The sequence below is a fragment of the Allohahella marinimesophila genome, from assembly GCF_039538005.1.
Taxonomy (GTDB): Bacteria; Pseudomonadota; Gammaproteobacteria; order Pseudomonadales; family Oleiphilaceae; genus Allohahella; species Allohahella marinimesophila.
Genome location: NZ_BAABBO010000009.1, coordinates 284940 through 309508, shown reverse-complemented (window position 1 = coordinate 309508; position 24569 = coordinate 284940). Strand labels below are relative to the sequence as shown.

Annotated in this window: 24 protein-coding genes; 11 read left to right on the top strand and 13 right to left on the bottom strand. The window is 56.9% G+C overall.

Going from position 1 to position 24569, the window contains the following annotated elements; all coding sequences use genetic code 11:
- Window positions 1-30: 30 nt before the first annotated feature.
- From ABD735_RS10110 to ABD735_RS10095, 4 genes are all read right to left on the bottom strand, one after another.
- On the bottom strand, window positions 31-2028 hold the full coding sequence (locus ABD735_RS10110; RefSeq protein ID WP_344805934.1) for a dynamin family protein: 1998 nt from the start codon (window positions 2026-2028) through the stop codon (window positions 31-33).
- A 143-nt stretch (window positions 2029-2171) separates the two neighbouring features.
- Window positions 2172-2738 carry a YggT family protein gene (locus tag ABD735_RS10105; RefSeq protein WP_344805932.1) on the bottom strand — a complete coding sequence of 189 codons (567 nt, stop codon included), beginning with the start codon at window positions 2736-2738 and terminating at the stop codon, window positions 2172-2174.
- Window positions 2739-2819: 81 nt separating this feature from the next.
- A complete protein-coding gene (proC, locus tag ABD735_RS10100; protein WP_344805930.1) occupies window positions 2820-3686 on the bottom strand; it encodes a pyrroline-5-carboxylate reductase in 867 nt (288 codons plus the stop codon).
- Between the two features lie 10 nt (window positions 3687-3696).
- Entirely contained in the window at window positions 3697-4443 is a 747-nt protein-coding gene (locus tag ABD735_RS10095; protein WP_344805928.1) for a YggS family pyridoxal phosphate-dependent enzyme, read from the bottom strand.
- A 90-nt stretch (window positions 4444-4533) separates the two neighbouring features.
- Here ABD735_RS10095 and ABD735_RS10090 point away from each other — a divergent pair, with 90 nt between their 5' ends.
- Together ABD735_RS10090 and ABD735_RS10085 are read left to right on the top strand one after the other, a co-directional pair.
- Window positions 4534-5568, top strand: a complete 1035-nt coding sequence (locus tag ABD735_RS10090) for a type IV pilus twitching motility protein PilT (RefSeq protein WP_344805926.1) — start codon at window positions 4534-4536, stop codon at window positions 5566-5568.
- Between the two features lie 39 nt (window positions 5569-5607).
- Window positions 5608-6744 carry a PilT/PilU family type 4a pilus ATPase gene (locus tag ABD735_RS10085; RefSeq protein WP_344805924.1) on the top strand — a complete coding sequence of 379 codons (1137 nt, stop codon included), beginning with the start codon at window positions 5608-5610 and terminating at the stop codon, window positions 6742-6744.
- A 63-nt stretch (window positions 6745-6807) separates the two neighbouring features.
- Here ABD735_RS10085 and ABD735_RS10080 read toward each other — a convergent pair whose 3' ends face one another.
- Both ABD735_RS10080 and polA read right to left on the bottom strand, forming a co-directional pair.
- A complete protein-coding gene (locus tag ABD735_RS10080; protein WP_344805922.1) occupies window positions 6808-8436 on the bottom strand; it encodes a methyl-accepting chemotaxis protein in 1629 nt (542 codons plus the stop codon).
- Between the two features lie 99 nt (window positions 8437-8535).
- Window positions 8536-11337 (bottom strand): DNA polymerase I, encoded by a 2802-nt coding sequence (polA, locus tag ABD735_RS10075; RefSeq protein ID WP_344805921.1) that lies wholly within the window; start codon window positions 11335-11337, stop codon window positions 8536-8538.
- Window positions 11338-11443: 106 nt separating this feature from the next.
- On the opposite strand from polA, the gene ABD735_RS10070 reads away from it, so the two are divergent.
- From ABD735_RS10070 to ABD735_RS10060, 3 genes are all read left to right on the top strand, one after another.
- A complete protein-coding gene (locus tag ABD735_RS10070; protein ID WP_344805920.1) occupies window positions 11444-11866 on the top strand; it encodes a DUF2782 domain-containing protein in 423 nt (140 codons plus the stop codon).
- A gap of 29 nt (window positions 11867-11895) precedes the next feature.
- Window positions 11896-12960, top strand: a complete 1065-nt coding sequence (locus tag ABD735_RS10065) for a homoserine kinase (RefSeq protein ID WP_344805918.1) — start codon at window positions 11896-11898, stop codon at window positions 12958-12960.
- A 264-nt stretch (window positions 12961-13224) separates the two neighbouring features.
- On the top strand, window positions 13225-13602 hold the full coding sequence (locus ABD735_RS10060; RefSeq protein WP_344805916.1) for a hypothetical protein: 378 nt from the start codon (window positions 13225-13227) through the stop codon (window positions 13600-13602).
- An 84-nt stretch (window positions 13603-13686) separates the two neighbouring features.
- On the opposite strand, the gene ABD735_RS10055 is transcribed toward ABD735_RS10060, so the two are convergent.
- Together ABD735_RS10055 and pyrE are read right to left on the bottom strand one after the other, a co-directional pair.
- Window positions 13687-14346, bottom strand: a complete 660-nt coding sequence (locus ABD735_RS10055; RefSeq protein WP_344805914.1) for an ABC transporter ATPase — start codon at window positions 14344-14346, stop codon at window positions 13687-13689.
- A 103-nt stretch (window positions 14347-14449) separates the two neighbouring features.
- Window positions 14450-15103 carry an orotate phosphoribosyltransferase gene (pyrE, locus tag ABD735_RS10050; RefSeq protein WP_344805912.1) on the bottom strand — a complete coding sequence of 218 codons (654 nt, stop codon included), beginning with the start codon at window positions 15101-15103 and terminating at the stop codon, window positions 14450-14452.
- Between the two features lie 90 nt (window positions 15104-15193).
- Here pyrE and ABD735_RS10045 point away from each other — a divergent pair, with 90 nt between their 5' ends.
- Complete coding sequence (locus tag ABD735_RS10045) at window positions 15194-15967, top strand: exodeoxyribonuclease III (RefSeq protein ID WP_344805910.1); 774 nt, start codon at window positions 15194-15196, stop codon at window positions 15965-15967.
- Window positions 15968-15975: 8 nt separating this feature from the next.
- Here the strand turns inward: ABD735_RS10045 and rph are convergent, their stop codons facing one another.
- Window positions 15976-16692, bottom strand: coding sequence for a ribonuclease PH (rph, locus tag ABD735_RS10040; RefSeq protein WP_344805908.1), 717 nt, complete (start codon window positions 16690-16692; stop codon window positions 15976-15978).
- 202 nt (window positions 16693-16894) lie between these two features.
- On the opposite strand from rph, the gene ABD735_RS10035 reads away from it, so the two are divergent.
- Window positions 16895-17761 (top strand): YicC/YloC family endoribonuclease, encoded by an 867-nt coding sequence (locus ABD735_RS10035; protein WP_344805906.1) that lies wholly within the window; start codon window positions 16895-16897, stop codon window positions 17759-17761.
- Window positions 17762-17818: 57 nt separating this feature from the next.
- Here ABD735_RS10035 and ABD735_RS10030 read toward each other — a convergent pair whose 3' ends face one another.
- The 3 genes from ABD735_RS10030 to ABD735_RS10020 form a co-directional block, all read right to left on the bottom strand.
- Complete coding sequence (locus ABD735_RS10030) at window positions 17819-18334, bottom strand: hypothetical protein (protein ID WP_344805904.1); 516 nt, start codon at window positions 18332-18334, stop codon at window positions 17819-17821.
- Between the two features lie 206 nt (window positions 18335-18540).
- On the bottom strand, window positions 18541-19332 hold the full coding sequence (locus tag ABD735_RS10025; RefSeq protein WP_344805902.1) for an esterase/lipase family protein: 792 nt from the start codon (window positions 19330-19332) through the stop codon (window positions 18541-18543).
- A gap of 62 nt (window positions 19333-19394) precedes the next feature.
- Window positions 19395-19700, bottom strand: coding sequence for a SlyX family protein (locus tag ABD735_RS10020; RefSeq protein WP_344805901.1), 306 nt, complete (start codon window positions 19698-19700; stop codon window positions 19395-19397).
- Between the two features lie 163 nt (window positions 19701-19863).
- On the opposite strand from ABD735_RS10020, the gene gmk reads away from it, so the two are divergent.
- The 4 genes from gmk (at window position 19864) to ABD735_RS10000 (ending at window position 23491) form a co-directional block, all read left to right on the top strand.
- Window positions 19864-20562 carry a guanylate kinase gene (gene gmk / locus ABD735_RS10015; RefSeq protein WP_344805899.1) on the top strand — a complete coding sequence of 233 codons (699 nt, stop codon included), beginning with the start codon at window positions 19864-19866 and terminating at the stop codon, window positions 20560-20562.
- Window positions 20563-20622: 60 nt separating this feature from the next.
- The gene (gene rpoZ, locus ABD735_RS10010) at window positions 20623-20832 is read left to right on the top strand and encodes a DNA-directed RNA polymerase subunit omega (protein WP_344805898.1); all 210 of its coding nucleotides are present in this window, start codon (window positions 20623-20625) and stop codon (window positions 20830-20832) included.
- A gap of 86 nt (window positions 20833-20918) precedes the next feature.
- Window positions 20919-23042: a RelA/SpoT family protein gene (locus ABD735_RS10005; protein WP_344805896.1), complete on the top strand. Its 2124-nt coding sequence runs from the start codon at window positions 20919-20921 to the stop codon at window positions 23040-23042.
- Between the two features lie 65 nt (window positions 23043-23107).
- Window positions 23108-23491, top strand: a complete 384-nt coding sequence (locus ABD735_RS10000) for a RidA family protein (RefSeq protein WP_344805894.1) — start codon at window positions 23108-23110, stop codon at window positions 23489-23491.
- Here ABD735_RS10000 and ABD735_RS09995 read toward each other — a convergent pair.
- Complete coding sequence (locus ABD735_RS09995; protein ID WP_344805892.1) at window positions 23488-24510, bottom strand: hypothetical protein; 1023 nt, start codon at window positions 24508-24510, stop codon at window positions 23488-23490. The two genes, ABD735_RS10000 and ABD735_RS09995, sit on opposite strands and share 4 nt — an antisense overlap.
- Window positions 24511-24569: the final 59 nt, after the last annotated feature.

Genomic DNA, 24569 nt, shown 5'->3' with positions numbered 1-24569 from the left:
CCGGACGGTCAGCCCCGCAGTCTAACTGCGCTATCTGGACGACGCAACCGGCACCACTGAAGGCAGACGGGTCACCACCGAGCGCAGGGCCTGGGGCGCTGGTCGCCGCAGCTTCTTCTCGATACGCTCGAGTGCCTTTTGCTGATGCAGCAGATCGGTCGACATGGCTTCGATGCGTTCGATCTGGTTGCGACCCACGGTGGCGCTTTGAGCCAGCTCTTTCAGGCGTCCGATCTGCGTCTCCAGCATCTGCTTCTGATCGGTGGTGTGCTGGAAGATCGGCATCAGGGCCTCTTGCGGCCAAAGCGCGACTTCATGGCGAATCTCGTCATACAGGCGCCGCGCTTCAGCGACCAGCGTCTGCAGGAAGCGCTTGATGAAGATGGTCTGCTCGGTCATCAGGCTCGAGGGACTGCGCTTGAAGGACTTTGCCTGCTGCCGCAGGGACTCGAGTGCCTTGATCTGCCGGTCCACCTTCAGGTATGTCGGCTTCAGGTGCCTGTTCCTGGCTTCAGTGGTATAGCGCTTGTAGATTGAATCGATCATGCGCTGCGCCAGGATCGCCTCGTATTTCAGGTTCTTCAGATCATCTTCGATCGACGTATAGAAATCGTCGATCGCCGTGCCCATGCCGAAGGTCGTCCAGGCATTCATCAACCGGATCTTCGTTTCGGTCACATAGCTGTCGAAACGCTGTGGTTCGATCATCGAGTTGAGGATGGCCGCCTGACTCTTCATCAGCCTACGGCTGGAGCGCAGGGTAAACAATTGCTTGTAATAGTAATCATAATCTTCCTGGGTCTTGGCAGACAGATCGCCCAGGAAGTCCTTGCTGACAGTAGACGCGCGGAACTTTTCGAGGCGATCTTCCAACATGTCGCGTCGGTCCCTGAGCACGGCCTGACTGTTATGGATCATGCCAAGCACATCCTGCATCACGCTGTCCTGAATCAGCTGCTCGCGACGGTCCAGTATCTGATCGGCCAGCAAGGCCTCCAGTTCATCGATTCGGCTCTTCGCGACCCGCTCGGCATCATGCTGGGTGCGGCCGATGAGGGCCTGCTTGGCCGACATGGCGATAATTTGCGAGGGCTCGAGCTTGAGTTGAAGAGCTGTCTTCTCGCGCACGTTGTCGATGAAGCGCCAGGCGTGTTCGTCGCCTTCGATGTCTTCGAGCAGTACGTCGATCTTGTTCAGAATGGCGTAGCGACCCGCCTTGTGCTCGCTCTTGTTGATGTGCTCACTCCACAAGGTCATATCGCTTGCGGTCACACCAGTATCGGCGGCCAGAATGAAGAGGATGGCATCGGCTTTCGGCAGCATGCTTACGGTCAGCTCAGGTTCGGAGCCGAGGGCATTGAGACCGGGGGTGTCGAGGATACGCAGGCCCTGCCTGAGCAGCGGGTTGTCGAGACTGATCAGGGCATGGCGCCACGCCGGAATCAATGCGTGACCACTCTTCTCAGGGTCACGATCCAGACCATCGAGGCTGAAGCCCAGCAGAACCGCCTGAGCGATGGGTACGGACTTCGTCTGTTTGAGTGGTTCGAGCCCGGCCTTGAGTGCATCCGGCGTCAGGCCATCAAGCGGTATGCAATGCCAGTGTTTGGACTGCAGCTTGAGTTCGGCGATGCCGACCTGCGACTCCCTGGTCTCGATCGGCAGCAGCCGAAGATAGGAGCCTGCCTCGTCGAAGAAGATTTCGGTGGGGCACATGGTTGTGCGGCCCGCATGAGACGGCAGCATTCGCTGACCGAAAGACGCGAAGAACAACGCGTTGATCAGTTCGGTTTTGCCACGGGAAAATTCGCCGGCCAACGCAACGGTGACCTTGTCCTCTCGCAGCACATCGCTGCAATGCTCTAGCCGGCCCACGATGTCGGCTGATGCGAGGTCGTTACTTTCGAGCCAGCTGCGATAATGATGGATCTCGCGGATCATTGCAGCTTTCCAGGCGTGATACGCCTCGATCTGCTGACTCAAACCCTTATTGCTTCGGCCACCTGGAACCACTGTAGATACTGCCATGGACGATGCTTCTCCTGCAACGAGCCTGTCGATGCATGAATTATAAGCAATATACTGGTCAAGAAATGTCCACAGTTGTAAACAATTGTCAAATGTCGACGCGGTTCTCAGGAACCTACGCCGATATTGACGGAAGAAGGCGCCTAACGAAGCATGAGTGTGGCACTGTGCTCGAGCATGATCGTGAGCGCATTGATGATGAGGAAGACAACGATGGGAGACAGGTCGAGACCACCAAGGCTGGGCAGTATGCGACGAATCGGTGCCAGCACCGGCTCAGTCAGCTGAACGAGCAGCATCGCCCCGGGATGTCGGCTGCCAGGCGCGACCCAGCTCAGAATGATCACGGCAATGATGGCAATGAAATAAATCTGCAGGGTCAACTGCAGGACCTTGATGACCGCGACACCCAGCAAGGGCAGAATGGGCGGAAAACCAGCACCTGCAGGTGATGCGACGGTCAATATGATCAGCAGCAGCACGATCTGAAGGATGAGCGCCAGTACGATTGCTGCGAGATCCACACCACCCAGACCCGGTATGACACGGCGCAGTGGCAATATCAGCGGATTGGTGGCCTTGACGATAAACTGGGTAATCGGGTTGTAGAAGTCTGCCTGCGACAACTGAAGCAGGAAACGCAGAATCACCAGGGTGATGTAGAAGGAGCCGAGTATTTCCAGCGTCGATATCAGTATCTGACTAAACATGATGAGCTACAAATCTCCTGGGGAATGTCCTGGAACGGAACGGCAATCATACGGATTCTAAAGCCAAAGCGATTGGCGGTGCTAGTTTTTCGCCGGGCCAGGTCCCTCGCCAGCCAGGTACAGCGATTGATCGCGCGCTGCTTCCATGGCTCGACTAACCGTGGCAGTGAGCTGCTCGGACTGCAGCACACGCACGCCCTGTTCGGTGGTCCCACCCGGTGACATGACCTTGCGTTGCAGTGTGGAAATCTCTTCGTCAGAAGACGCTGCACACAGTTTCGCGGCTCCGGCGACCGTCGCTTCCGCGAGCTGGCGGCTGACTTCAGGCGAGAGACCGAGGGAGACGCCAGCATCGGCCATGCCCTTGATGAATTCGAACACGTAGGCTGGCCCGGAGCCTGACAGCGCTGTCACGGCATGCAGCTGCGACTCATCCTCGACCCAGACGGCAATGCCGAACGCTTCGAATATCTGTTGGACTAGCGATTTCTGGTCTGCCTTTACGGCGGGTGTCGCAAACAGGCCCGAAGCGCCCATCCCCACCTGTGCTGGCGTATTCGGCATGCTTCGCACCAATGGCAGCAGGTCAGGATCCTGCTTTAGCCACTCGGCAATGGACTGCGTCGTCGTGCCCGCGGCGATTGAAATGACCAACGGTTGGCGATTAGTCGAGGCCAGAAAAGGTGCGAGCTCTTCACAGACCGCCTTGAGGATCTGTGGCTTGACGCCCAACACGATGGCATCGCAATGCGTCAGTAGTTCAAGATTGTCAGCAGCGGCCCTTATTCCGAGCTCATCGACGAGCCGCTGCGTTTCTGTTTCGGCGGGAGCGCTGCACGACAGCAATGCGGGGCTGAAACCACTGCTGACCAGGCCGCGCAGCATGGCAGATGCCATGTTACCTGCACCGATGAAATGGATCCGCTTGCCTTGCTGTGTCGACATCATGCTTTCTCAATCAGGAATGGGTGGGTGTTCGTGCGCCGAATATGGCCTGGCCAATTCTGACAATGGTCGCGCCCTGCGCGATGGCAATGGACATATCGGCCGACATGCCCATCGACAGCGTATCAAGTTTTTCAGCCTGCTCCGGATGAGCATGGCCAAGATGCTCGCGAAGTTCGGCGAGCATGTCACGCAGCCGCCTGAAGGCATCCGCCAGCCCTGCCTCGTCGAGATCGGCTGCAGGAATGCACATCAGTCCCCGGAGCGTCAGGCCGGGCAAGCCCACCACGGCGGTCGCCAGTTCATTGAGTGCGTGCTGGTCCGGGAGCAGGCCTGCCTTGCTGTCTTCATGGCTGATATTGACCTGAATGCAACAGTTCAAGGCCGGCAGATCGTCCGGGCGCTGCTCCGATAATCGGCGCGCAATCTTGAGGCGGTCAAGGGTATGAAACCAGTCGAAATGCGCCGCGACCTCACTGGTCTTGTTCGATTGGAGCGGCCCGATGAAATGCCAGACTGGTCTCGCCCACTCGGGGTCGCTTGCCAGCAGCCGGTCGACCTCTGCTTTCTTGGCGACGGCCTCCTGCACATAGTTTTCACCGAAGTCCCGCTGCCCATGGCGCACGGCCGCCGCCACGTCTTCGGCGGGCATGGTCTTGCTGACAGCCAGCAGCGTGACGGCCTGTTCAGGGCGCCTCGCCGCGACTGTTGAATTTCGTATCTGCGCCCTAACGGTCTGTAGCTTGTCTGCTATGCTCATTAGTGCATCGTAAGGGCGGCCAGTGCCGTCTGCAATGATTGAATTCCCAACTGTTTGTTCAACATAGACTGCACCGTAACGAGGGTTGTCATGGATATTACTGAATTGCTCGCGTTCTCCGCCAAACAGGGGGCTTCCGACCTCCACCTGTCTGCCGGACTGCCGCCGATGATTCGTGTCGATGGCGACGTCAGGCGCATCAACCTGCCAGCCCTCGAGCACAAGGAAGTTCACGCGCTCATCTACGACATCATGAACGACAAGCAGCGCAAGGACTTCGAAGAATTTCTCGAGACCGACTTTTCCTTCGAAGTCCCTGGCGTGGCCCGTTTCCGTGTCAACGCCTTTAACCAGAACCGTGGTGCCGGTGCTGTTTTCCGGACCATCCCGTCCAAGGTTCTGAGCATGGACGACCTTGGTCTGGGCCAGGTCTTCAAGGACATCGCCAGCAAGCCACGGGGCTTGTGTCTGGTCACTGGTCCGACCGGTTCGGGCAAGAGTACAACGCTCGCTGCGATGATCGACTACGTCAACGACAATCGCTACGACCACATCCTCACCATCGAGGACCCCATCGAATTCGTTCACGAGAGCAAGAAGTGCCTGGTCAACCAGCGCGAAGTGCACCGTGACACCCTGGGCTTCAGCGAGGCACTACGTTCAGCACTGCGGGAAGACCCTGACATCATCCTCGTCGGCGAGATGCGTGACCTCGAGACCATTCGACTGGCACTGACAGCCGCCGAAACCGGTCACCTTGTTTTCGGCACCCTGCACACCACCTCGGCGGCCAAGACCATCGACCGTGTGGTTGACGTGTTCCCGGCTGCGGAAAAATCCATGGTGCGATCGATGCTGTCTGAATCACTGCAGGCAGTCATCTCGCAAACGCTGATGAAGAAAGTCGGCGGCGGCAGAATCGCGGCACATGAAATCATGATCGGCACGCCAGCCATCCGAAACCTGATCCGTGAGGATAAGGTCGCGCAGATGTACTCCTCCATCCAGACCGGCGGCAATATCGGCATGCAGACGCTGGATCAATGCATGCAGGCCATGCTGGCCAAGGGGCTGATCACTCGTGATCAGGCTCGTGAGAAAGCCAAGATTCCCGAGAATTTCTGATCTACCCCATGAGCCACTTTCTGAGTCACCGGTACTGTTATGGACTTTAACAAGCTTCTGAAGGTCATGGTTGAGAAGGGCGCTTCCGACCTGTTTATCACAGCGGGTGTACCGCCAAGCATGAAGGTCAATGGCCGCATGCTGCCGATCACCAAGACTTCGCTCTCGCCGGAGGAAACCCGCGAGATCGTGTTCTCCATCATGTCGGACAAACAGCAGACTGATTTCGAAGCGCACCACGAGTGCAACTTCGCGATCAGTGCGCGAGGCATCGGCCGCTTTCGTGTGAGCGCGTTCTATCAGCGCAACCTCTGCGGTATGGTGCTGCGTCGAATTGAAACCAATATTCCCTCGGTCGATGACTTGCGCCTGCCAGAAACCATCAAGGATCTGGCCATGTCCAAACGCGGACTCATCATCTTCGTTGGCGCGACCGGTACCGGTAAATCGACCTCGCTGGCAGCCATGATTGGGCACCGAAACGCGAACAGCAAAGGTCACATCATTTCCATCGAAGACCCCATCGAATTCATCCACCAGCACAAGGGCTGCATCGTCACCCAGCGTGAGGTTGGCCTGGATACCGAGAGCTTCGAGATGGCGCTGAAGAACACCCTGCGTCAGGCGCCCGACGTCATCATGATCGGTGAGGTGCGCAGTCCTGACACGATGGAGCATGCGGTCGTGTTCGCTGAGACAGGTCACCTCTGTCTGGCGACCCTGCACGCGAACAACGCCAACCAGGCGCTGGACCGCATCATCAACTTCTTCCCGTCCGAACAGCACAATCAGGTGTGGATGGATCTGTCGCTCAACCTGAAGGCCATCATTGCCCAGCAACTGGTACCGACGCCGGACGGCAAGGGTCGACGCGCCATCATCGAAATCCTGATCAATACCCCGCTGGTGTCCGACCTCATCCGCAAGGCAGAAGTACACAAGCTGAAGGAGCTGATGACGAAGTCGGGTGACGTCGGCATGCAGACCTTCGATCAGGCCCTGTATCAGGCGTATAGTGCTGGCGAGATTACTTACGAAGATGCGTTGGCGCACGCTGACTCTGCCAACGACTTGCGTCTGATGATCAAGCTTGGTGCCAATAACAGCGCTGCCAATATACAGGGCGCCGCTGGCAAGCTCTCACTCAGCGAAGAACAGGACTACCCACCGCGCTGAGTCAGCAGCAGAACGAAAAAAGGCGGCCCATTCGGAGCCGCCTTTTTCATACCAGAAGAAATGTCAGATCTTGAACTGTCGGGCAATTTCATCCAGCTGACTGGCCAGCATACCCAGGTCGGCAGCCACTCGGCCAAGCTGAAGTGAACGCTGCGAGGTTTCCTCGGTGCGGTCGTGGATATCTGCCACGTTGCTGACGATGGAGCGGCTGATGTCCTGCTGATGGTTCGTCGCTTCAGCGATCTCCCCGTTCATACTGTTGATCTTCGAGATGATCTCGGTAATCGCCAGCAGGCTCTGGCCGGCAGATTCAGCAGTCGAAACGCTCTCTGCGGCTTGCTCGCTACCTTTGCGCATCACCGTCACAGCGTTCTGAGAAGCCGTCTGCAGCTGTTCGATGGTGCGATTGATCTCCTCGGTCGACTCCTGGGTCTTGGAGGCGAGGCTGCGGACCTCATCAGCCACAACGGCAAACCCACGACCCTGCTCACCAGCGCGGGCCGCTTCGATGGCCGCGTTGAGTGCCAGCAGGTTGGTCTGGTCCGCAATGCCACGAATGACGTCGACGACGATACTGACTTTCTCGGCATCCTTTTCCAGCTTGCGAATCACTTCAGAGGCATCGGCCACATCGCCTGAAAGCCGTTCGATGCTGCTGACGGTCTTCTTCACGACACCATGACCATATTGTGCAGCCTTGTCGGCTTCTTCGGCGGCTGATGCAGCACCACTGGCGTTGGTCACTACCGCCGAGACATTCACGTTCATGTCCTCGACCGCCATCTTGGCCCGGTTCGAACTCGCCGACTGTGACTCGACCGTCTTGTTCAGCTCGATCATCAGGTTGTTAAGGTTGCCAGCAAGCTCATTCAGCGGCAGTGCGGAGTCCACCACACGCCTGATAACCCCCTGCAGCTTGTCCATGAAATTGTTGAACCAGAACACCAGGTCACCGATCTCATCTTTGGAGGGTGTCTTGAGTCGAACGGTAAGATCCCCATTGTCCTGCGCGATTGATTTCAGCGAGGCGACCACACCGACGATGTTGCGACGGATGCCGCTAGCGATGGGGATGGAGATGGCGAAGAGAATGGTGATCATCACCAGGCCAATAATGATACCGAGCTGAACAGCTGATTGGGCGGCTTCATCAGCCTGCTGAAGAGAGCCGGTGAACTGGGCAAACTGTTTTTCGCGGAAAGCGGCAAGATCGGTGTCCAGCGTCTGCAGCTGACGCGTCATGGCCTCGCTGCGGTCGCCCAGCGTAGCGAAATCGATGTCGCCGGACACCAGGCCTGCAGTGATATCGCGCGCGCTTTTATAGTATTCCTGGAACTGGGTCGTGAGTGCGTTCACCGTATTGACATCAGTCTCGGCCTGAGAGGCCAGTTGTCTGGCTTCCTTGAAGTCGGCTTCCATGTCCTGGCGCATGCGGTCTGCCGCCAGTAGTGAATCGGTATCGCCCGTCGAGACAGCAGAAGCGAAGGTCTCCTTGATCCGGTCAACCCGGACGATGGCGCGCTCGGAGAGCTGCAGCAGCGGAAACTGGACCTGCTGGACTGCTGCCAGTCGGCTGGCATTGCCGCTGGCTGTGTCGAGGTTGAGCAGCAGATAGACAATAAAGCCCAGGGAGCCGATAACCGGAACCGTGAGAATCTTATAGGCGATCGGTAGTTTGTGGTACCAGTTCATAGGTGGTGCACTGCCAGATGAGTTCAGAAATCAAACGTGAGGTCTTTCTCAAATCTAGCAGAAAATCATTAATTCACCACAAATTTGCCTACCGTTTGATCAATGCGCAGCTTCCCAATTATCTGCGATCCCCGCTTCGACCAGGAGCGGTACCTTGAGTGAGGCTGCGCCCGACATCAGACCTTTCACGGCTTCACTCACAGCTTCTGCAGCCGCTTCTTCCACCTCCAGAATGAGTTCATCGTGAACCTGCATGACCATACGCGCCTTGTATGGCTGCGACTTGAGCCAGGGATAGACCGCGAGCATGGCGCGTTTGATGATATCTGCAGCCGTGCCCTGCATCGGCGCGTTAATGGCCGTTCGCTGAGCGCCCTCTCGAATATTCCGATTGGTGGCATGGATATCGGGCAGATACAGGCGCCGTCCAAACAGCGTTTCCACGTAGCCATCGCGGGCAGCCTGTTCTCGAATGGTATCCATGAACTGCCGCACACCAGGGTAACGCTTGAAGTACATATCGATATAGGCCGCCGCTTCAGATCGGTCGACCTGGATCTGGCGCGCAAGCCCATGGGCGGACATACCGTAGATCAAGCCGAAGTTGATCGCTTTGGCCTTGCGCCGGTGCTCAGATTCAACCGCGGTCAGCTCGATGCCAAAAATCTCCGCCGCCGTCGCTGTGTGAATGTCCTTGCCTTCGTTGAACGCAGCAATCAGCGTCTCATCCTCTGACAAATGCGCCATGATCCGCAGCTCGATCTGGGAATAGTCGGCAGAAATCAGTTTCATACCCTTTTCAGCGATGAAGGCCTTGCGGATCTCCCGACCGAGCACGGATTTGATCGGGATATTCTGCAGATTGGGATCGCTTGATGACAATCGCCCCGTTGCCGCCACCGCTTGCTGATAGCAGGTATGAATGCGGCCAGACCGATGATTCACCAGCAGTGGCAGCTTGTCCGTATAAGTGGACTTCAATTTCGCCAGGCCACGGTGCTCTAGAATCAGTGCTGGCAATTCGTGATTTTCTGCAAGCTCCTGCAACACAGCTTCAGCCGTCGACGGCTGGCCCTTCGGTGTCTTCTTCAGCACCGGCAGTTTCATCTGATCGTACAGGATGGTCTGCAGCTGCTTGGGTGAGCCAAGATTGAATGTCTCACCAGCGAGTTCACAGGTCTGCTTCTCGATCTCGGCGATACGTTCTGCGAGTTTCTGACTCTGGATCCGCAGCTCGTGGCTGTTGATGAGACAGCCCGTATGCTCGATGTCGACCAAGATGGGCTCGAGCGGCAGTTCGATGTCACGATAGACCGAATCCAGAGACGGCGTCTGTGCCAGCAACTGGCTCAGCAGGCGGTAGAGCCTAAGCGTGATGTCTGCATCTTCAGCCGCATAAGGCGCTGCCTGTTCGAGGGCCACCTGATTGAAGGTCAACTGCTTGGCGCCCTTGCCCGCCACGTCCTCGAACTTGATCGTCTTGAGCTGAAGATAATGTAGCGCTAGGGCATCCATGTTGTGTCGGCTGGCTACCGAGTTCAGCACGTAGGAGGCGAGAATGGTGTCTTCCGCCACACCGCGAAGGGTGATGCCACAATTGAGCAGCACGTGGGCGTCGTATTTCAGATTGTGGCCCAGCTTGCGCTGCTCTGGATCTTCCAGAATGGGTCGCATCAGCTCGAGCACTTCATCCCGGTCGAGCTGCTCCGGCGCATCCATATAGTCATGGGTCAGCGGCACATAGCAGGCGATGCCGGGTTCAACGCACAAGGAGAAACCGACGATCTCGGCTTCCATGTAGTTGAGGCTGTTAGTTTCGGTATCGAAGGCGAACAGTTCTGAATCCTTGATCAGCTTCAGCCAGCGATCGAGTGCCTCGCGCGTCAGCACGGTTTCATACTGCGGCTCGATAGTCCTGAGCGGAGCTGCCAGTGCTGCGATGGCTTCGCTATTGATGCCCAGCTGCAGATCAGCCGGTGTGACTGTGGTGATAGAGCCCGGGCGGACAGGTGTCGCGGCTACCGACTCAGAAGCGGTGCCGGGCTCTATCAGCTCGGTGAGCCAGGCCTTGAAATTGAACTGCTGATACAGCGCTTTGAGTGCTTCGACATCGGGCTCATCAGCCGCAATCGCGTGCAGGGGATGAGACAGCTCGACATCGGTCTTTATCGTGGTCAGCTGCTTTGCCATTGGCAGTTGCTCGAGCGAGTCCCGCAGATACTCACCAACCTTTCCGCTGATCTTGTCGGCATTGGCAACGACCCCATCGAGTGTGTCGTATAGCTCCAGCCATTTTGCAGCGGTCTTTGGGCCACATTTCGGCACCCCTGGAATGTTGTCCGAAGTGTCGCCTACCAGCGCAAGGTAATCGATGATCTGCTCGGGCCAGACGCCGAACTTCTCCTTGACGCCGGCCCTGTCCAGGCAGAGTTCGGTCATCGTATTACGGAGCGTCACATGCTCGGACACCAGCTGCGCAAGATCCTTGTCGCCGGTCGATATGATGCATTCGTGCTGCGATTCAGTGGCCTGACGCGCCAGGGTACCGATCACATCGTCAGCCTCCACACCGCTTTCAATGATGAGCGGGAGTCCCATGGCACGAATGATGTCGTGTATCGGTTTGATCTGAACACCGAGGTCTTCCGCCATTGGAGGCCGGTTTGCCTTATACTCTGCATAGAGCTCGTTGCGAAAGGTATCGCCCTTGGCATCGAAGACTACGATAATGCAGCTTCCGGGATACTCCTTCTGCAGCTTCTTCGTCATGCCGATCACGCCCTTGATGGCGCCGGTTGGATGACCCTCGGCATTACTCAGATTGGGCAATGCGTGGAAGGCGCGGAACAGGTAGGAGGAGCCATCGACGAGAATGACGGGTGCCTGTGTTTGCTTGCTCATATCAGTCGGACCAGAAGCTGTTCGGGAATCAGGGCATCAACAGCGCGCCCGGGCCAGTCCGCGGACTGGCCCGGGCGCAGCGTATCGGTAGAGCGTGGAGAAACGTGTGAAGCATATTAACAGCAAGCAGCCCGAAGGCGCAGCATCCGGCAGCGGATATTTCCCTGGTGACCGCCTGGATCTGCTGAAACCTGTCGTAGCCAGATTGGCGCAGCGCATCCTGGCTACGGCGGTGCTGACAGCCCTGACGACTCACGCAGTTGCGGAAGCCGAGCCTGGTGCAGCTGCACAACAGCTCCAGGAAGATCCGCAGACCGGACAGGAGCTCACCGGCGAACCTGAAATTGAAATTCGTTATGGCGAGAACGAAACGCGTTATGAGTATCGCGTCAACGGCGAACTCGTTCAGGTCAAGGTTCAGCCGAAAGTAGGCCCGGCCTATTATCTCATTCCCGGACAGGATGGCGCGCTGGTGCAATCGGACGGGCCGAATCCTTCATATCCGACGTGGAAATTGTTCCAGTGGTAGTCAGCACCATGCCCCGGATGGGCTGAGCGGTGGCAGCGTTCACTGAGCTGGTCGTTGCGTCCCTGCAGCCGGTACTCGAACGTCTCTTCGTCGAGCCGGTCGTCCAGAGGCTGCAACAGATCAGCGATGGTATCGAAAACAGTAACTATCTGGTTGTCGTATCGGCCCAGGGATTGCGGGGGCGAATCATCAGCGGCCTGCCCGATCTCGCAGGCTTGCAGTGTTCCGCAGGCCCGGTCCCGCTTATCGTCACCATCGTCGAAATGCTCGACCGCAGTCAGCTTGATCCGATTGTGAAGCATGTGGCGCTCATGGCCAATGCAGGATTGCCGGTGCCAGGCATGTTCGCAGACGAACTCGGAGAGAGCGTATTCACTCATGCCGGTAAGCCGCTCATGGTGGTGCCGATGCTCGAAGGCCGGGTGCTGCAGGCTGATGAAGTGCAGCCTGGCCATTGCCGCGCGGCAGGAAGCTTTCTCGGTGCGCTGCACAGTCTCACTTTAGATCTGGGCGAACAGGATCGGGTCGAACGTGGTTTCAGCTGGACACTGCAAGCCCTCGATCGATGCCAGGCCTGGGTCGAGCCTGAACACGGTGTTGAGCTCAAACGGATTCATGCCCGGTTGTCCGCTGTTGTTTCAGACCTTGAAGCGCTTCCGATGAGCTGGACTCACGGAGACCTGTTTATCGATAATGCGCTGTTTCGAGGTGACGAACAGGCGACCTCGGCGCAGCCGCCTGTGCAGCTCAGCGGTATTATCGATTTCTATCGTTCTGGGCCTGACAGCGCAGCGCTGGATCTTGCCATTGCTGCCAATGACTGGTGCTGGGATGGTACGCAGCTTCTGCCCGACAGAATCGCTGCGCTTTTCGACGGTTATGAATCTCACCGAAGTCTAACGACTGAAGAAAAGGCGCTCTGGCCGGAACTTCTGGGCTTCGCTGCTGCGCGTTTTTACGCAGCCCGCATGTTGAGCCTGCATACGGCCAGTTACCAACGGCAGGCAGCGGATGCCGATCCCTCAGCCGCGTCGGTGCTGAAGGACCCGTCTGCGATGCTTCTGCGCATGACCACAGCGTTATTTCCCGACTAAAACACTGGTTTCCGGAAGGCTTGTAAGTTCTGGCACTCTATTAGTATGAATATTCTAATTGTTCTCCGTAGGATCACCTCAAGATCATTGAACACACCAGCCTGATGTAAACGGCCCAGTGATTTTCAGATCGCAAGTCAGGTCGAGACGATTGTCGTTTCGCCTGGCCTGAAACGGGACAGCAGCACTTTCCGGAATTTTTCCCACGCCCTGCGTGGTTACCGGGACGAACTGCACCTCAGACATTAGAAAAGGAGTTTTACAATGAGCAAGCTCAAGACATATCAGGAACAGGTTCAGGAAGCTGTCGAGAAAGCAGTCAAGACTATCGAAGAGCAGCATCGCGCAGTGATTGCCAAGCCTTTCGAATTCGCTGAGAAAATCGAAGCAGAAGCGCGAAGCTATTCAGTCAAGGATCTCCGTGCCAAGCACGACAAGGTTCTCGACAGCCTGTACTCATCAGTACTTGGCCTGAATACCAAGGTCAACACCTTTGCACAGGACCTGATCGCCAAGTTCGAAACTTCTGAAAAGGAAGTCAAGGCAGACGCGAAAAAGGTGACTGACAAGGCCAAGACCAGCGTCAAGCGCAACACCAAGACTGCGACCCGCAAGGTTGACGAAGCAGTAGACGCGCTCTAGTACCGAACATGCAGTCTGGCTGAATGCCAGCCTGTGTGGCTTGCTGTCAAAGTGAGTATGAAGAGCCGGGTCCTGCCCGGCTTTTTATTGATCCTGCAGAGTCTGCAGGTATTCAAGCCGTGAGATAATGGTGACGAATTCCGCCTCGACCGCGCTAGCCTGACGTTCTGCCTCGTTGATCTCAGTCTCAAGCGTTCCTATGCTCTTCTGAGTGCGATCAATATCAATCATTACGGCCTGTGGTATCTGGCGCCCAAGGCGTTCTATCTCGGCAGCCTTTGCTTCATACTGCATGAGGTCTTTGGTCAAAGAATTAAGGTGGTTCTTCTTGAACTGAATCAGCGCCTGCAACTCTTGCAGCCGTCGATCCCGTGCCCGCTCGGCGTCCGCCGGGGTTCGGTAGAGCTGCAACAGCGTACGATCCTGCTCGCGTCGCTCGATCTGCTTGCGCCTGGCCTCTGCGGCTTCGCGCTTCAGTCGCTCTTTTTCGGCGAGTTCGGCTTCGGTCAGCGCCGGCGCTATTTCACGAATGACCCGACCACGAATATTTACGACCTGATAGCCTTGACGCGCCAGCTCCGGTGGTACGGAGCTGCCAAGCACGGTCATGCCATTGGCATCTTTATAGCGATAGTAGACGACCTCGGCCTGAAGCGGCATAGCCAGCAAACAGGTCAAGATGACCAGGGTGAGCATCTGCCAGCGGCGCAAGGCAAGGCCAGCGGCGTACAACGGTGCTGTCATGGTGGTGTCGGAATCCTGGCCTGATTGAGAACTGTGTCAGATTCTCAGTGTAGTACAGGTCCGCGAAAGCGGCCACGCCAAGGGGTGGCGTTGAGCCAGTGGGTCAGGCGACGCCGTAGTTGGCCCTGTACTCGGCCATGGCGTCCCGATGCTCGCTCAGGTCAGGATGATCGTCCAGGTAATCCAGAATCTGGCCGAGGGAAATGATGGGGGTAACAGGGATGCCAAATTCTTCAGTCACCGCCGCAATCGCTGACAGGCGCTGTTGACTGTCCGGTCCCGTTTCCTGGCGATCGAGCGCAACGAGCACGCCGGCCGCTTCGGCGCCAGAGGCCCGAATGATAGCGATGGATTCGCGAATGGCGGTGCCGGCCGTGATGACATCGTCGACAATAAGAATTCGTCCTTTCAGGGGCGCACCGACGAGTATGCCGCCTTCACCATGCGCCTTGGCCTCTTTCCGGTTGAAGGTGACCGGCAGATCGAGATCGTGATCGCGATAGAGGGCGACACCCATGGCCGTCGCAAGGGGGATGCCCTTGTAGGCCGGGCCAAAGAGGCCGTCGAACTGCTGGCTGGAGAACTGCAGCGCCTGGGCGTAAAAACTCCCCAGCTGCGCCAGCGCGCCTGATGTGTTAAAAGCACCGGCGTTGAAGAAATACGGGCTGATTCGACCGGATTTCAAAGTGAAACGCCCAAAGCGCAAGGCCTGGCAATCAATGGCGAATTCGATGAAGTTTTTCTGAAAATTATGCATATACTTGTAATTGAAGACGAATCTGAATAGAAATGATGAATAAAAATGAAGTTTAGTATCATACACCGAATAATGGACAGGTGACATCGGATGAGGGTTGTGACGGTCAGTCTGAATGGTCTGCAACGAGCGATCGAAGCGGGTTTTTTCGACTGGATAAAGGGAGCTGATGCTGACGTCATCTGTATTCAGGATCACCGAATGCGGGTGTACGAGCTCGAAGATGGCCCGTATCGCCCGGATGGCTACGAAGGCTATTTCCTCGATGGTGAGAATTTGGAAGATGGGGGCGTAGGCATCTACACACGCCAGGTCCCCAAGGCCATCATGATGGGCTTCGCTTATCCACAGGCCGATATGCGCGGCGCCTTTCTACAGGCCGATTTCGATGCGGTCAGTGTCGCTTCGTTTCTATTGCCGGATGCTTTGACCAATCCGCCGCTGCAGGACATGAAGAACGATTTTCTCGAAGCCTTCACGGCGCATCTGAACAAGACACTTCGCAAGCGCAGGCAATTTCTGTTCTGCGGCAATTTGCAGACCGCGCATCTGGTGACCGATGCGGACGCGATCTTTCACAAGACAGAGCTGTCGGGCTTTCTTGGCCCGGAACGGGCGATGCTTGACAAGATCTTCGACGAAATGGCGTATATCGACAGCTTCAGGGCTGTGGAGAAAGGCTCGTCCGAATTTAGCTGGCAGCCAGAGGCCTGCGCCATGTCGAAGCGAAAGCCAGGCATTCGGGTGGATTATCAGATCGCGTCGCCAGGTCTGGCGGGCACGGTAGAAACAGCCTGGATCGACCGGACAGCGACCTTTTCAGATCACTTTCCGGTCATCGTGGATTACGATATTCCTTACTAAATGGGACGCTAGCTGTTCAGAGCGGCTTCCTGTACGTCGAAGATGTGTCGGCAACCGACCTCTGCCAGTTTCAGCATTTCCGCAAACTGGCTGCCAGTGAAGGGTTCTGCTTCAGCAGTGCCCTGCACTTCGACGAATCCGCCTGCGCTGGTCATGACGATGTTCATGTCGGTATCGGCTTTTGAATCCTCGATATAGTCAAGATCCAGAACCGGCACCCCGCCAACCATGCCCACAGAAATCGCAGCTACCTTGTGCATCAGTGGGTTCTTCTTGAGCAGGCCCTTGGCCATGCCAAACGCGATGGCATCTGCCAGCGCGACATAGGCGCCGCTGATCGAAGCCGTTCTCGTGCCACCGTCAGCCTGTATGACGTCGCAATCCAGTGTGATGGAGACATTTGGCATCTTCTTCATGTCGACGGCTGCCCGCAGTGCGCGGCCAATCAATCGCTGAATCTCTACGGTACGGCCACCCTGTTTGCCTCTTGCGGCTTCTCTCTGGTTACGCGTATTGGTTGAGCGCGGCAGCATGCTGTATTCAGCCGTCAGCCAGCCCTGATCTTCGCCGCGCAGAAATCGCGGCACGCCAGCTTCGATGGTGGCGGTGCAGATGACCTTGGTGTCGCCAAAAGAAACGAGAACCGAGCCCTCGGCATGCTTCGTGAACTGGCGCTGAATGGTGATTGCTCTGGTGTCGTCGTTCTGTCGTCCGCTTGGGCGCATAAGGTCTCGTATCTCTGTTCAATGATCAGTTCCAGAAGACGATCTGGGCGTCTCCCGTAATGGGCGGTCATCATACCACAGCCCTGAAAGCCGTTCCCCGGGTATGTCCGGCAGCGGATATCCGGGACTTTTCGGCTATGGCGGCGTATGCCGGGCGACTGTATGATCGCTGAAGCAGCCATAACAACAACTGGAGCAAACGATGCTGAACAGCATGACGGCGTATGCCAGAAAGGAATCACAGACTGAGACCGGCACACTGGTGTGGGAGCTCAGATCGGTGAACCATCGCTATCTGGAGCCTTCGATACGCTTGCCGGATGGCTTTCGCGAAATCGATGCAGAATTGCGCTCGGTCATGCGGAGCCACGTGCAGCGTGGCAAGGTGGAGTGCATGCTGCGCTACGAGGCGTCATCAGGACAGGTTCAGCCTATCGAGGTAAACCTGGAGCTGGTCACCGAGCTCCATTCCGCCATGGATCGCATTGCCCGCATACTCGACAACCCCGCCCACATCAGCGCGCTCGATATCCTGCAGTTTCCAGGGGTATGGCAACGCGGCGAAGACGATCTGGAGTCGATTCAGCAAGACGCGCTGACGCTCTTCGCCGAAGCGCTGGAAGAGCTGTGTGCCATGCGCGCCCGCGAAGGCGCCCGAATCCTGCCGATGATCGAAACCCGAATTGACGGTATTCGCGCTCAGGTGCGAGCCGTGCGCGATCAACTGCCGATCATCATGGATCGCCAGGCCGATGCCATTCGCGCACGTATTGCCGACTTGCAGGAGCAGATCGATGACCATCGTATCGAACAGGAGCTCGTGATCATGCTACAGAAGGCCGACGTGGCCGAAGAGCTCGACCGGCTGGAATCGCATCTGAAGGAAATTGGTAATAATCTGGTAAAAAACGAGCCAGTGGGCCGTCGTCTGGATTTCCTGATGCAGGAGCTGAATCGCGAAGCCAATACCCTGTCGTCCAAGTCCCTGGCCAGCTCAACCAGTCAGCAGGCCGTGGAAATCAAGGTGCTCATCGAACAAATGAGAGAGCAGATCCAGAATATTGAATAACAAAAAAGGCCGCGACTGATCATCAGTGGCGGCCTCGCGGATAGCTGTGGCGCTACCTTAGAACGTGATACCCATACCGAGGCTGTATACGAACGAGCCGTCGTCGAAGTTATCCTGCGCTTCATTGCTGGAATCGAAGAAGAACTGGTATTCAGCCTGCAGCTGAACGAAGGTGTCATCTTTGACGAAGTACTTCACACCGGCCTCAGGGCCCGCAAACCCGGTTTCCTCGACCCCATCACCGTATACCATACCAATGTTAGCGCCTACGAATGGACGCCACTCGGTATTACCAAAGTGATAGTCATAGAAGAGGCGGGTCGCGCCGTTCCAGTTGTTGTCGTCGCCCGTGTCGGCAATACCAACGCTCTGGCGAATACCAGCTACACCCTCAGGTGACAGGTATTTACCGTAGTCAAAACTCAGGTTGAAAACGTTCGCCTCAAAGTCCTTGTTGCTCGCACCCGAGCCAGCGAGCGTCAACAGCTGGTCTCCAGTCTGAGGTTCGGCGTAGGCGCCAACGGAAAGGCCGCTGCACAGTGCTGCGATTGCTAATGTCCTTGTGGTTTTCATAGTAACTCCGATTCGTTAATCACTGTTAGGGTTGAACTTCCGTAATTCACTTTGAGTGCTACGGGCCCGGATCGACGGAGTGATTAACGAACTGCGGGAATTACTTACGCTGTAATGTATTTGTAATGTCCCGTTCATGCTTTATATATTAATGGTTTAGGAAGAGGTCCTCAAAATATGACGATAGGTGCCGTTTTACAGGGCCGTTAGGGTTCGCCGGTCGACATGGCGGTGAGCGGTGCTGGTGTGGCTGAGGTGACCTCCATCTCGCTGACCTTGAGCAAACGGCTCACGATACGCTGTACCGAGGGAGAAAACCCGAGTCCCAGATGAGCCTGTGGCACTTCGATGTGCTCGATATCCGGCGTCCAGTGGTCGATGCAGGCCTCCCACGACACGACGCCATCCCGTCGCGAATATATGGCCTTGACGGGCACCTGAATCGGGTTGTCGTAGCGCGCCTTGATGTCCGCTTCAATCTGATCGAGATCATGGCCCTGCCGTTCATAGAATTTGGCTACGATGGTATAGCGAGGTCCACCGATCACCGGCGTGCCCAGGGTGATCACTTGACGAACGTGCTGCGGCATATCGCGGGCCACTTCTCTGGATATATAGCCGCCGAGGCTCCAGCCAATCAGGGTGACTGGTTCGCCGCTGGACTCTGCGAGCTCGCGAACCCGCCGTTGAACCAGGGGCAGGAAGTGGCGCACGTCGCCAGTATTGAAGCCCTGGCCCCAGTCCACTGTTCTGTATCCTGCGTCCTCGGCGGTCTGTCTGAGCACGAACAGCGAGCGTGGACCGCCGCCGAAGCCGGGTACCAGCATGGCTGTGCGCTTGCTCGCCGGGCGGCGGAAGGCCTTGTAGGCGCGACGGCCAATGAAGCGATCACTGAAGGGAGAGGCTGAGTCGGCTACATAGTGCATGATATCCAGCCCCATGCTGCACTCCCTCAGCTGCAGTAGGCGGCTAGGCGGCAAAATGCCTGTCTTGTACATGGTAAAGCCCTCTTTATCAGTCGCGTCGTCCGGCAGGCCGTGGTGCTTGCAGGCTGAAACCTTCAATAATGCGGTGGCTTTTCGTGCTCAGGTGATCCGCCCTGGCGGTCATGCAGTTGCTGATCCACCTTGTCGGCGAAATCGGCCAGCAGCTTCTCGAGTCGGTCTATGGTGTTCTGCTGGGTGACCAGCGCATCATCGAGCTGCAGCAAGGTGTCTTCCTGGAAGAGAAATCGGCTCTGCAGATCTTCCAGAGCGGATTCGAGTTGCTGCAAGCGGGTGGCCGTCGCGTGTCCAGCCATCGCTGAAGAATCGCCGGCAAGTTCATGATCGTGGTCACTATGACCGCTGGGGTGAGCTTTGTTCATGGTCGAAACATGTATCCCTGTATGCTATTTCACTGACAGTTTGGGCGCATCAGACTGGCCGGAAGCTGCCAAGAACAGCTATTCTTGTCCATTAGCATAGCAGCCGATCCTCTCGAAGGAGGCGGTCGCTCATCAGCCACATTCTGTTATACGGCCAAAAATCATGACCGCAGCACCAGCTCCAGTATCTCACGACAAGGCTTCCTCAGCATTCGGCGGCGAGACAGGACATCGTGTTCGCGGCCAGCTGTTCGTGGTGTCCGCGCCGTCCGGGGCTGGCAAGACCAGTCTGGTGACGGCGCTACTCAAGCGGGAGCAGCGGCTCAAGGTGTCTATTTCGCACACCACACGCAAGCCGCGCCAGGGCGAAGTAGACGGTGTGCATTATCATTTCGTGAGTCGGGAAGATTTTATCGAACGTCAGGCAGACGGCGCCTTTCTCGAATCTGCAGACGTATTTGGCAATCTTTACGGCACTTGCTCAGATTGGGTTGATGAGCAACTACAGGCCGGCATCGACGTGATCCTGGAAATCGATTGGCAGGGGGCAGCACAGGTGAGGCGGCTCAGGCCCGAAACGCGTTCGATCTTCATCCTGCCCCCTTCGCTGGCCGCTCTCGAGTCCCGCCTGCGAAATCGAAAGCTGGATGCCGATGACGTCATTGCCAAGCGGCTCGGCAAGGCCTCCTCAGAGATGGCTCACTATCCCGAATACGACTATCTCATCGTCAACGACGATTTCGATACGGCGCTCGATGCCTTGAGCGCAGTGTTTCTGGCTGAGCGGCACAGTCTGGCGCGGCAGGCGCCTGCCCTGGCCGATATCCTCAATGATCTGTGCGGAGCAGACGGCGACCATTGATAGAGGTGGTCTGAATGTTGTACACTTCGTGCCCGTTTAATTTCCCCAAAGGCCCTGTTCATGGCTCGAGTCACTGTCGAAGATTGTCTTGATCACGTTGAAAACCGCTTCGAGCTCGTATTGCTTGCGACCAAGCGTTCACGTCAGCTCGCCCATGGCATACGCGATGCCAAGGTCGAGTGGGAGAATGACAAGGTGACCGTGGTCGCCTTGCGCGAGATTGCCAAGGGCCTCATCACCAAGAAAACCATAGAAGATCTCGACGACTGAGATTGCCAGAACTTCATGTAGGACGTCATGTCCTAGCCTGTAGGCAAGTCTATGCCTGACAGGCTGTCTGCGCTATATTCATACGCATGACCATTGAAATTCTCGCAGATCGACTGGGCAGCTATCTCGATCCACAGGAAGTGGACCGGGTCAGGCGTGCCTACTACTATGCCGAGCAGGCCCATGATGGGCAGTATCGGCAGAGTGGTGAGGAATATATTACCCATCCCCTTGCCGTAGCCAACGTACTGGCCGACCTGCAACTCGACAGCGAGTGCCTGGCAGCCGCCCTGCTGCATGACGTTATTGAAGACACTGGTATTCCCAAAGAGGCCATCGACGGTCAATTTGGCCGTGAAGTCGCTGAGCTCGTCGATGGGGTCAGCAAGCTCACCCAGATCGAATTCAAATCCCGCGCTGAGGCTCAGGCCGAGAACTTTCAGAAGATGGCGCTGGCCATGTCGAGAGACATCCGCGTTATTCTCGTCAAGCTCGCCGACCGTCTCCACAACATGCGTACACTCGGCCCCCTGAAGCCTGAAAAGCGTCGGCGCATTGCGACCGAAACGCTAGACATTTACGCGCCCATCGCTCATCGCCTCGGCATTCATTCCGTCAGCACGGAGCTGGAGGATCTCGGCTTCGGTGCCATGTATCCGATGCGGGCGAAGTACATCCGGGAAGCGGTGCGCAAGCTACGCGGCAACCACATCGGCATCATCGAGGACATTCAGCGCTCGTTCGAGTCGAGTCTGCGCGAAAAAGGTATTCAGGCCCGAGTGGAAGGTCGCGAAAAGCACCTCCACAGTATCTATCAGAAGATGAAGCTGAAGCGCAGTTCCTTCCAGGACATCATGGATGTCTATGCGTTGCGAGTAGTGACGAATAGTGCTGACGACTGCTATCGCATTCTCGGCATGGTGCACAGCCTGTTCAAGCCACTGCCCGGTCGCTTCAAGGATTATATCGCGCTGCCGAAGGCCAACGGCTACCAGTCTCTGCACACCACCCTGTTCAATTCGCAGGTCAACATCGAGGTGCAGATCCGCACCGAGGAGATGGATCGCGTCGCCAAGTCCGGCATTGCCGCGCACTGGCTCTATAAGCGCTCTGACCTTGCCGACAACCAGCAGAAGCGCGCGCAGAAGTGGGTCAATGAAATGCTCGAGCTCAGGGAGAAGACTTCAGATTCCCTCGACTTTATTGAGCACGTCAAGATCGACCTGTTCCCGGATGAGATCTATGTATTCACGCCAAAGGGGAGGATTCTCGAGCTGCCAGCTGGGGCAACGCCGATCGACTTCGCCTACGCCATCCACACCGACGTGGGTAATTCAGCCGTTGCCTGCCGCATCAACAAGCATCTTGCGCCATTGAGCGTCAGTCTGAAGAGTGGTCAGACCGTGGAAATCATCACCACGCCGGGCGCCATGCCTAAAGATGCCTGGATGGACTTCGCAGTTACTGGCAAGGCCAGAAGCTCTGTTCGCCACCACCTTCGAAAGATTCAGCTGGAAGAGGCGCGGGATCTTGGCTATCGCCTGCTCAACAAGGCGCTGGAGGATCTTGGCTACAAGCTCGAGTCAATCAGCGATGCCCAGATTGCCCTTGTGCTGAAGCATAATTCGCTCACCGGGCTCGACAAGATGCTCGAGGAAATCGGTCTCGGTAACCGCATGCCCTTCATTGTGGCGCGGCAGTTACTGAGCATCCCGGAAAATATCGATGAGGTCCTGCCCAAGGGCCCGGCACAGGAAGCGCACTCGGCACTGCTCATCGAAGGGACCGCCGAAAGCGTCCTCACCTTCGCTCGTTGCTGCAAGCCCATTCCGGGCGACCCGATTGTGGGCTACCTCAAGGAAGGCAAGGGCATGGTCATCCATGCTGCCGACTGCGAGCGCCTGCGTGAGCTTCTGGTGGATCCCGATAACTTCATACCGCTGCACTGGGGCAAGAACATCACTGACGAGTTCGTCGTGGAGTTGCGCATCGAAGCCGAAAAGCAGCGCGGCGTCATCGCCGAGGTGGCCAGTACGATCACGCTGGCTGAAAGCAGTATCGAGCACATTCAGGTCATGGAGCAGAACGCCCGTCACGTTGTCATCAAGGTCCTGCTCAATGTGCAGGGGCGCAGCCATCTGGCACGGGTCATGCGAAAGCTCAGGCACCTGAAGGTCGTTACCAGCCTGGCGCGCTACAAGCGGCACTGACCACACAAGACCGTAATTCAATTTTGTTCAACCTTATCAAGCATCTGCATGAGGAATTCGTAGTCATGACAAACAAGTCCATTATTCATACCGATGATGCACCGAGTGCCATCGGCACCTATTCGCAGGCTGTAAAAGCTGGCAATACCATGTATCTCTCAGGTCAGATCCCGCTGGATCCCAAGACCATGGAAGTCGTCAGTGGCGACTTCAAGGCCATGACGACACAGGTATTCGAGAACCTGCAGGCGGTCTGTCGCGCTGCGGGCGGTGAGCTGTCGGATATCGTCAAACTCAATATCTACCTCACAGACTTGAGCAATTTTGCCCAGCTCAATGAAGTCATGGCCACCTACTTTCGTGACCCCTATCCGGCCAGGGCAGCCATCGGCGTTTCCCAGCTACCGAAAGGTGTGCCTGTGGAAATGGATGCGGTCATGGTGATCTAAGATTTTTCGGGCGCCTGGACCAGATCCTCGATGATGCGGCTGTAGCCGCTCATGAAGTCGGGATAACGGAATTCATAGCCCGTCTGCAGCAGGCGCTCAGGGAGACAGCGCTTGCTGCCAGCCCTGCCGGAACCCTCTGGCAGTCCGCCCTTCTTCAGGCTTTCACCGAAATGTGCCTTCAGCAGCTCGCGCTGCTGTGTCGGCAATGTCCGAATATATTCCCCGAGCCGCCTGGCCACCTCAGCGCGCCTGGTCGGGGTGGGATCGCTCGCCAGGTACAACGCTTCGAGCGGCTGGCCATCGAGCAGCCTCTGAAGCAGATATTTCAGCACACCCACGCAGTCAGCGTCATGAATCCGGTTGGTGAAGGGTGAAGAGTCCGCGGTCTCGCTGTCGGGGAGCGATTCAGACAGCAGGGCTGTGGCGACTACGCCGCGCAGCATACCGAGTCGCGTTGGACCATAGATGCCGCTAAATCGCACGGCTGTGCCGGGCAGAGGGCTCGCCCGCAACCGGTCTTCAGCTTCGAGCATGATTTGCCCGCTGAATCGCGACGGTGCTGTGGGCGACGCTTCATTGACTGCAACATCATCATCCTGGCCGTAAACCCCAGTACTGGAGATGAAGAATACATGCGGCAACGGTGCTTTATTTCCCTCGCGCGACTGCGCAGCCTCGTAGTGTGACAGTATGGCCCGGAGCGGCTCGACATAAGCCTTGCGATAACCCTCAGGACTCATCTCCGAAGGCGTCAGACAGTAGATGATCGCGAGCGGATGCTCTGGCAGTCTGCTGAAATCCGGACTGAGCAGGTCCATCGCCTCGTGACTGAGGCTCACCCTTGCATCGGCCGATGCGGCTGCGTCTCGTGGAGAGCGTGATACAGCACAAATGCTCAGTCTGTCGGCCGCCGCGCCCAGCCGCAGTGGCGACGCCATGAGGGACTGTGCGAGCGCAGTATTGAGCTGGCCATAGCCCAGCAGAAGCAGTTCGGCGGCGTGAGTAGCGTTGGTCGTCATGGCAGGCTATATCCTTTCGAGGCACTTGAGCGGCCTTGCAGAATGGCGCATCAGCCGTT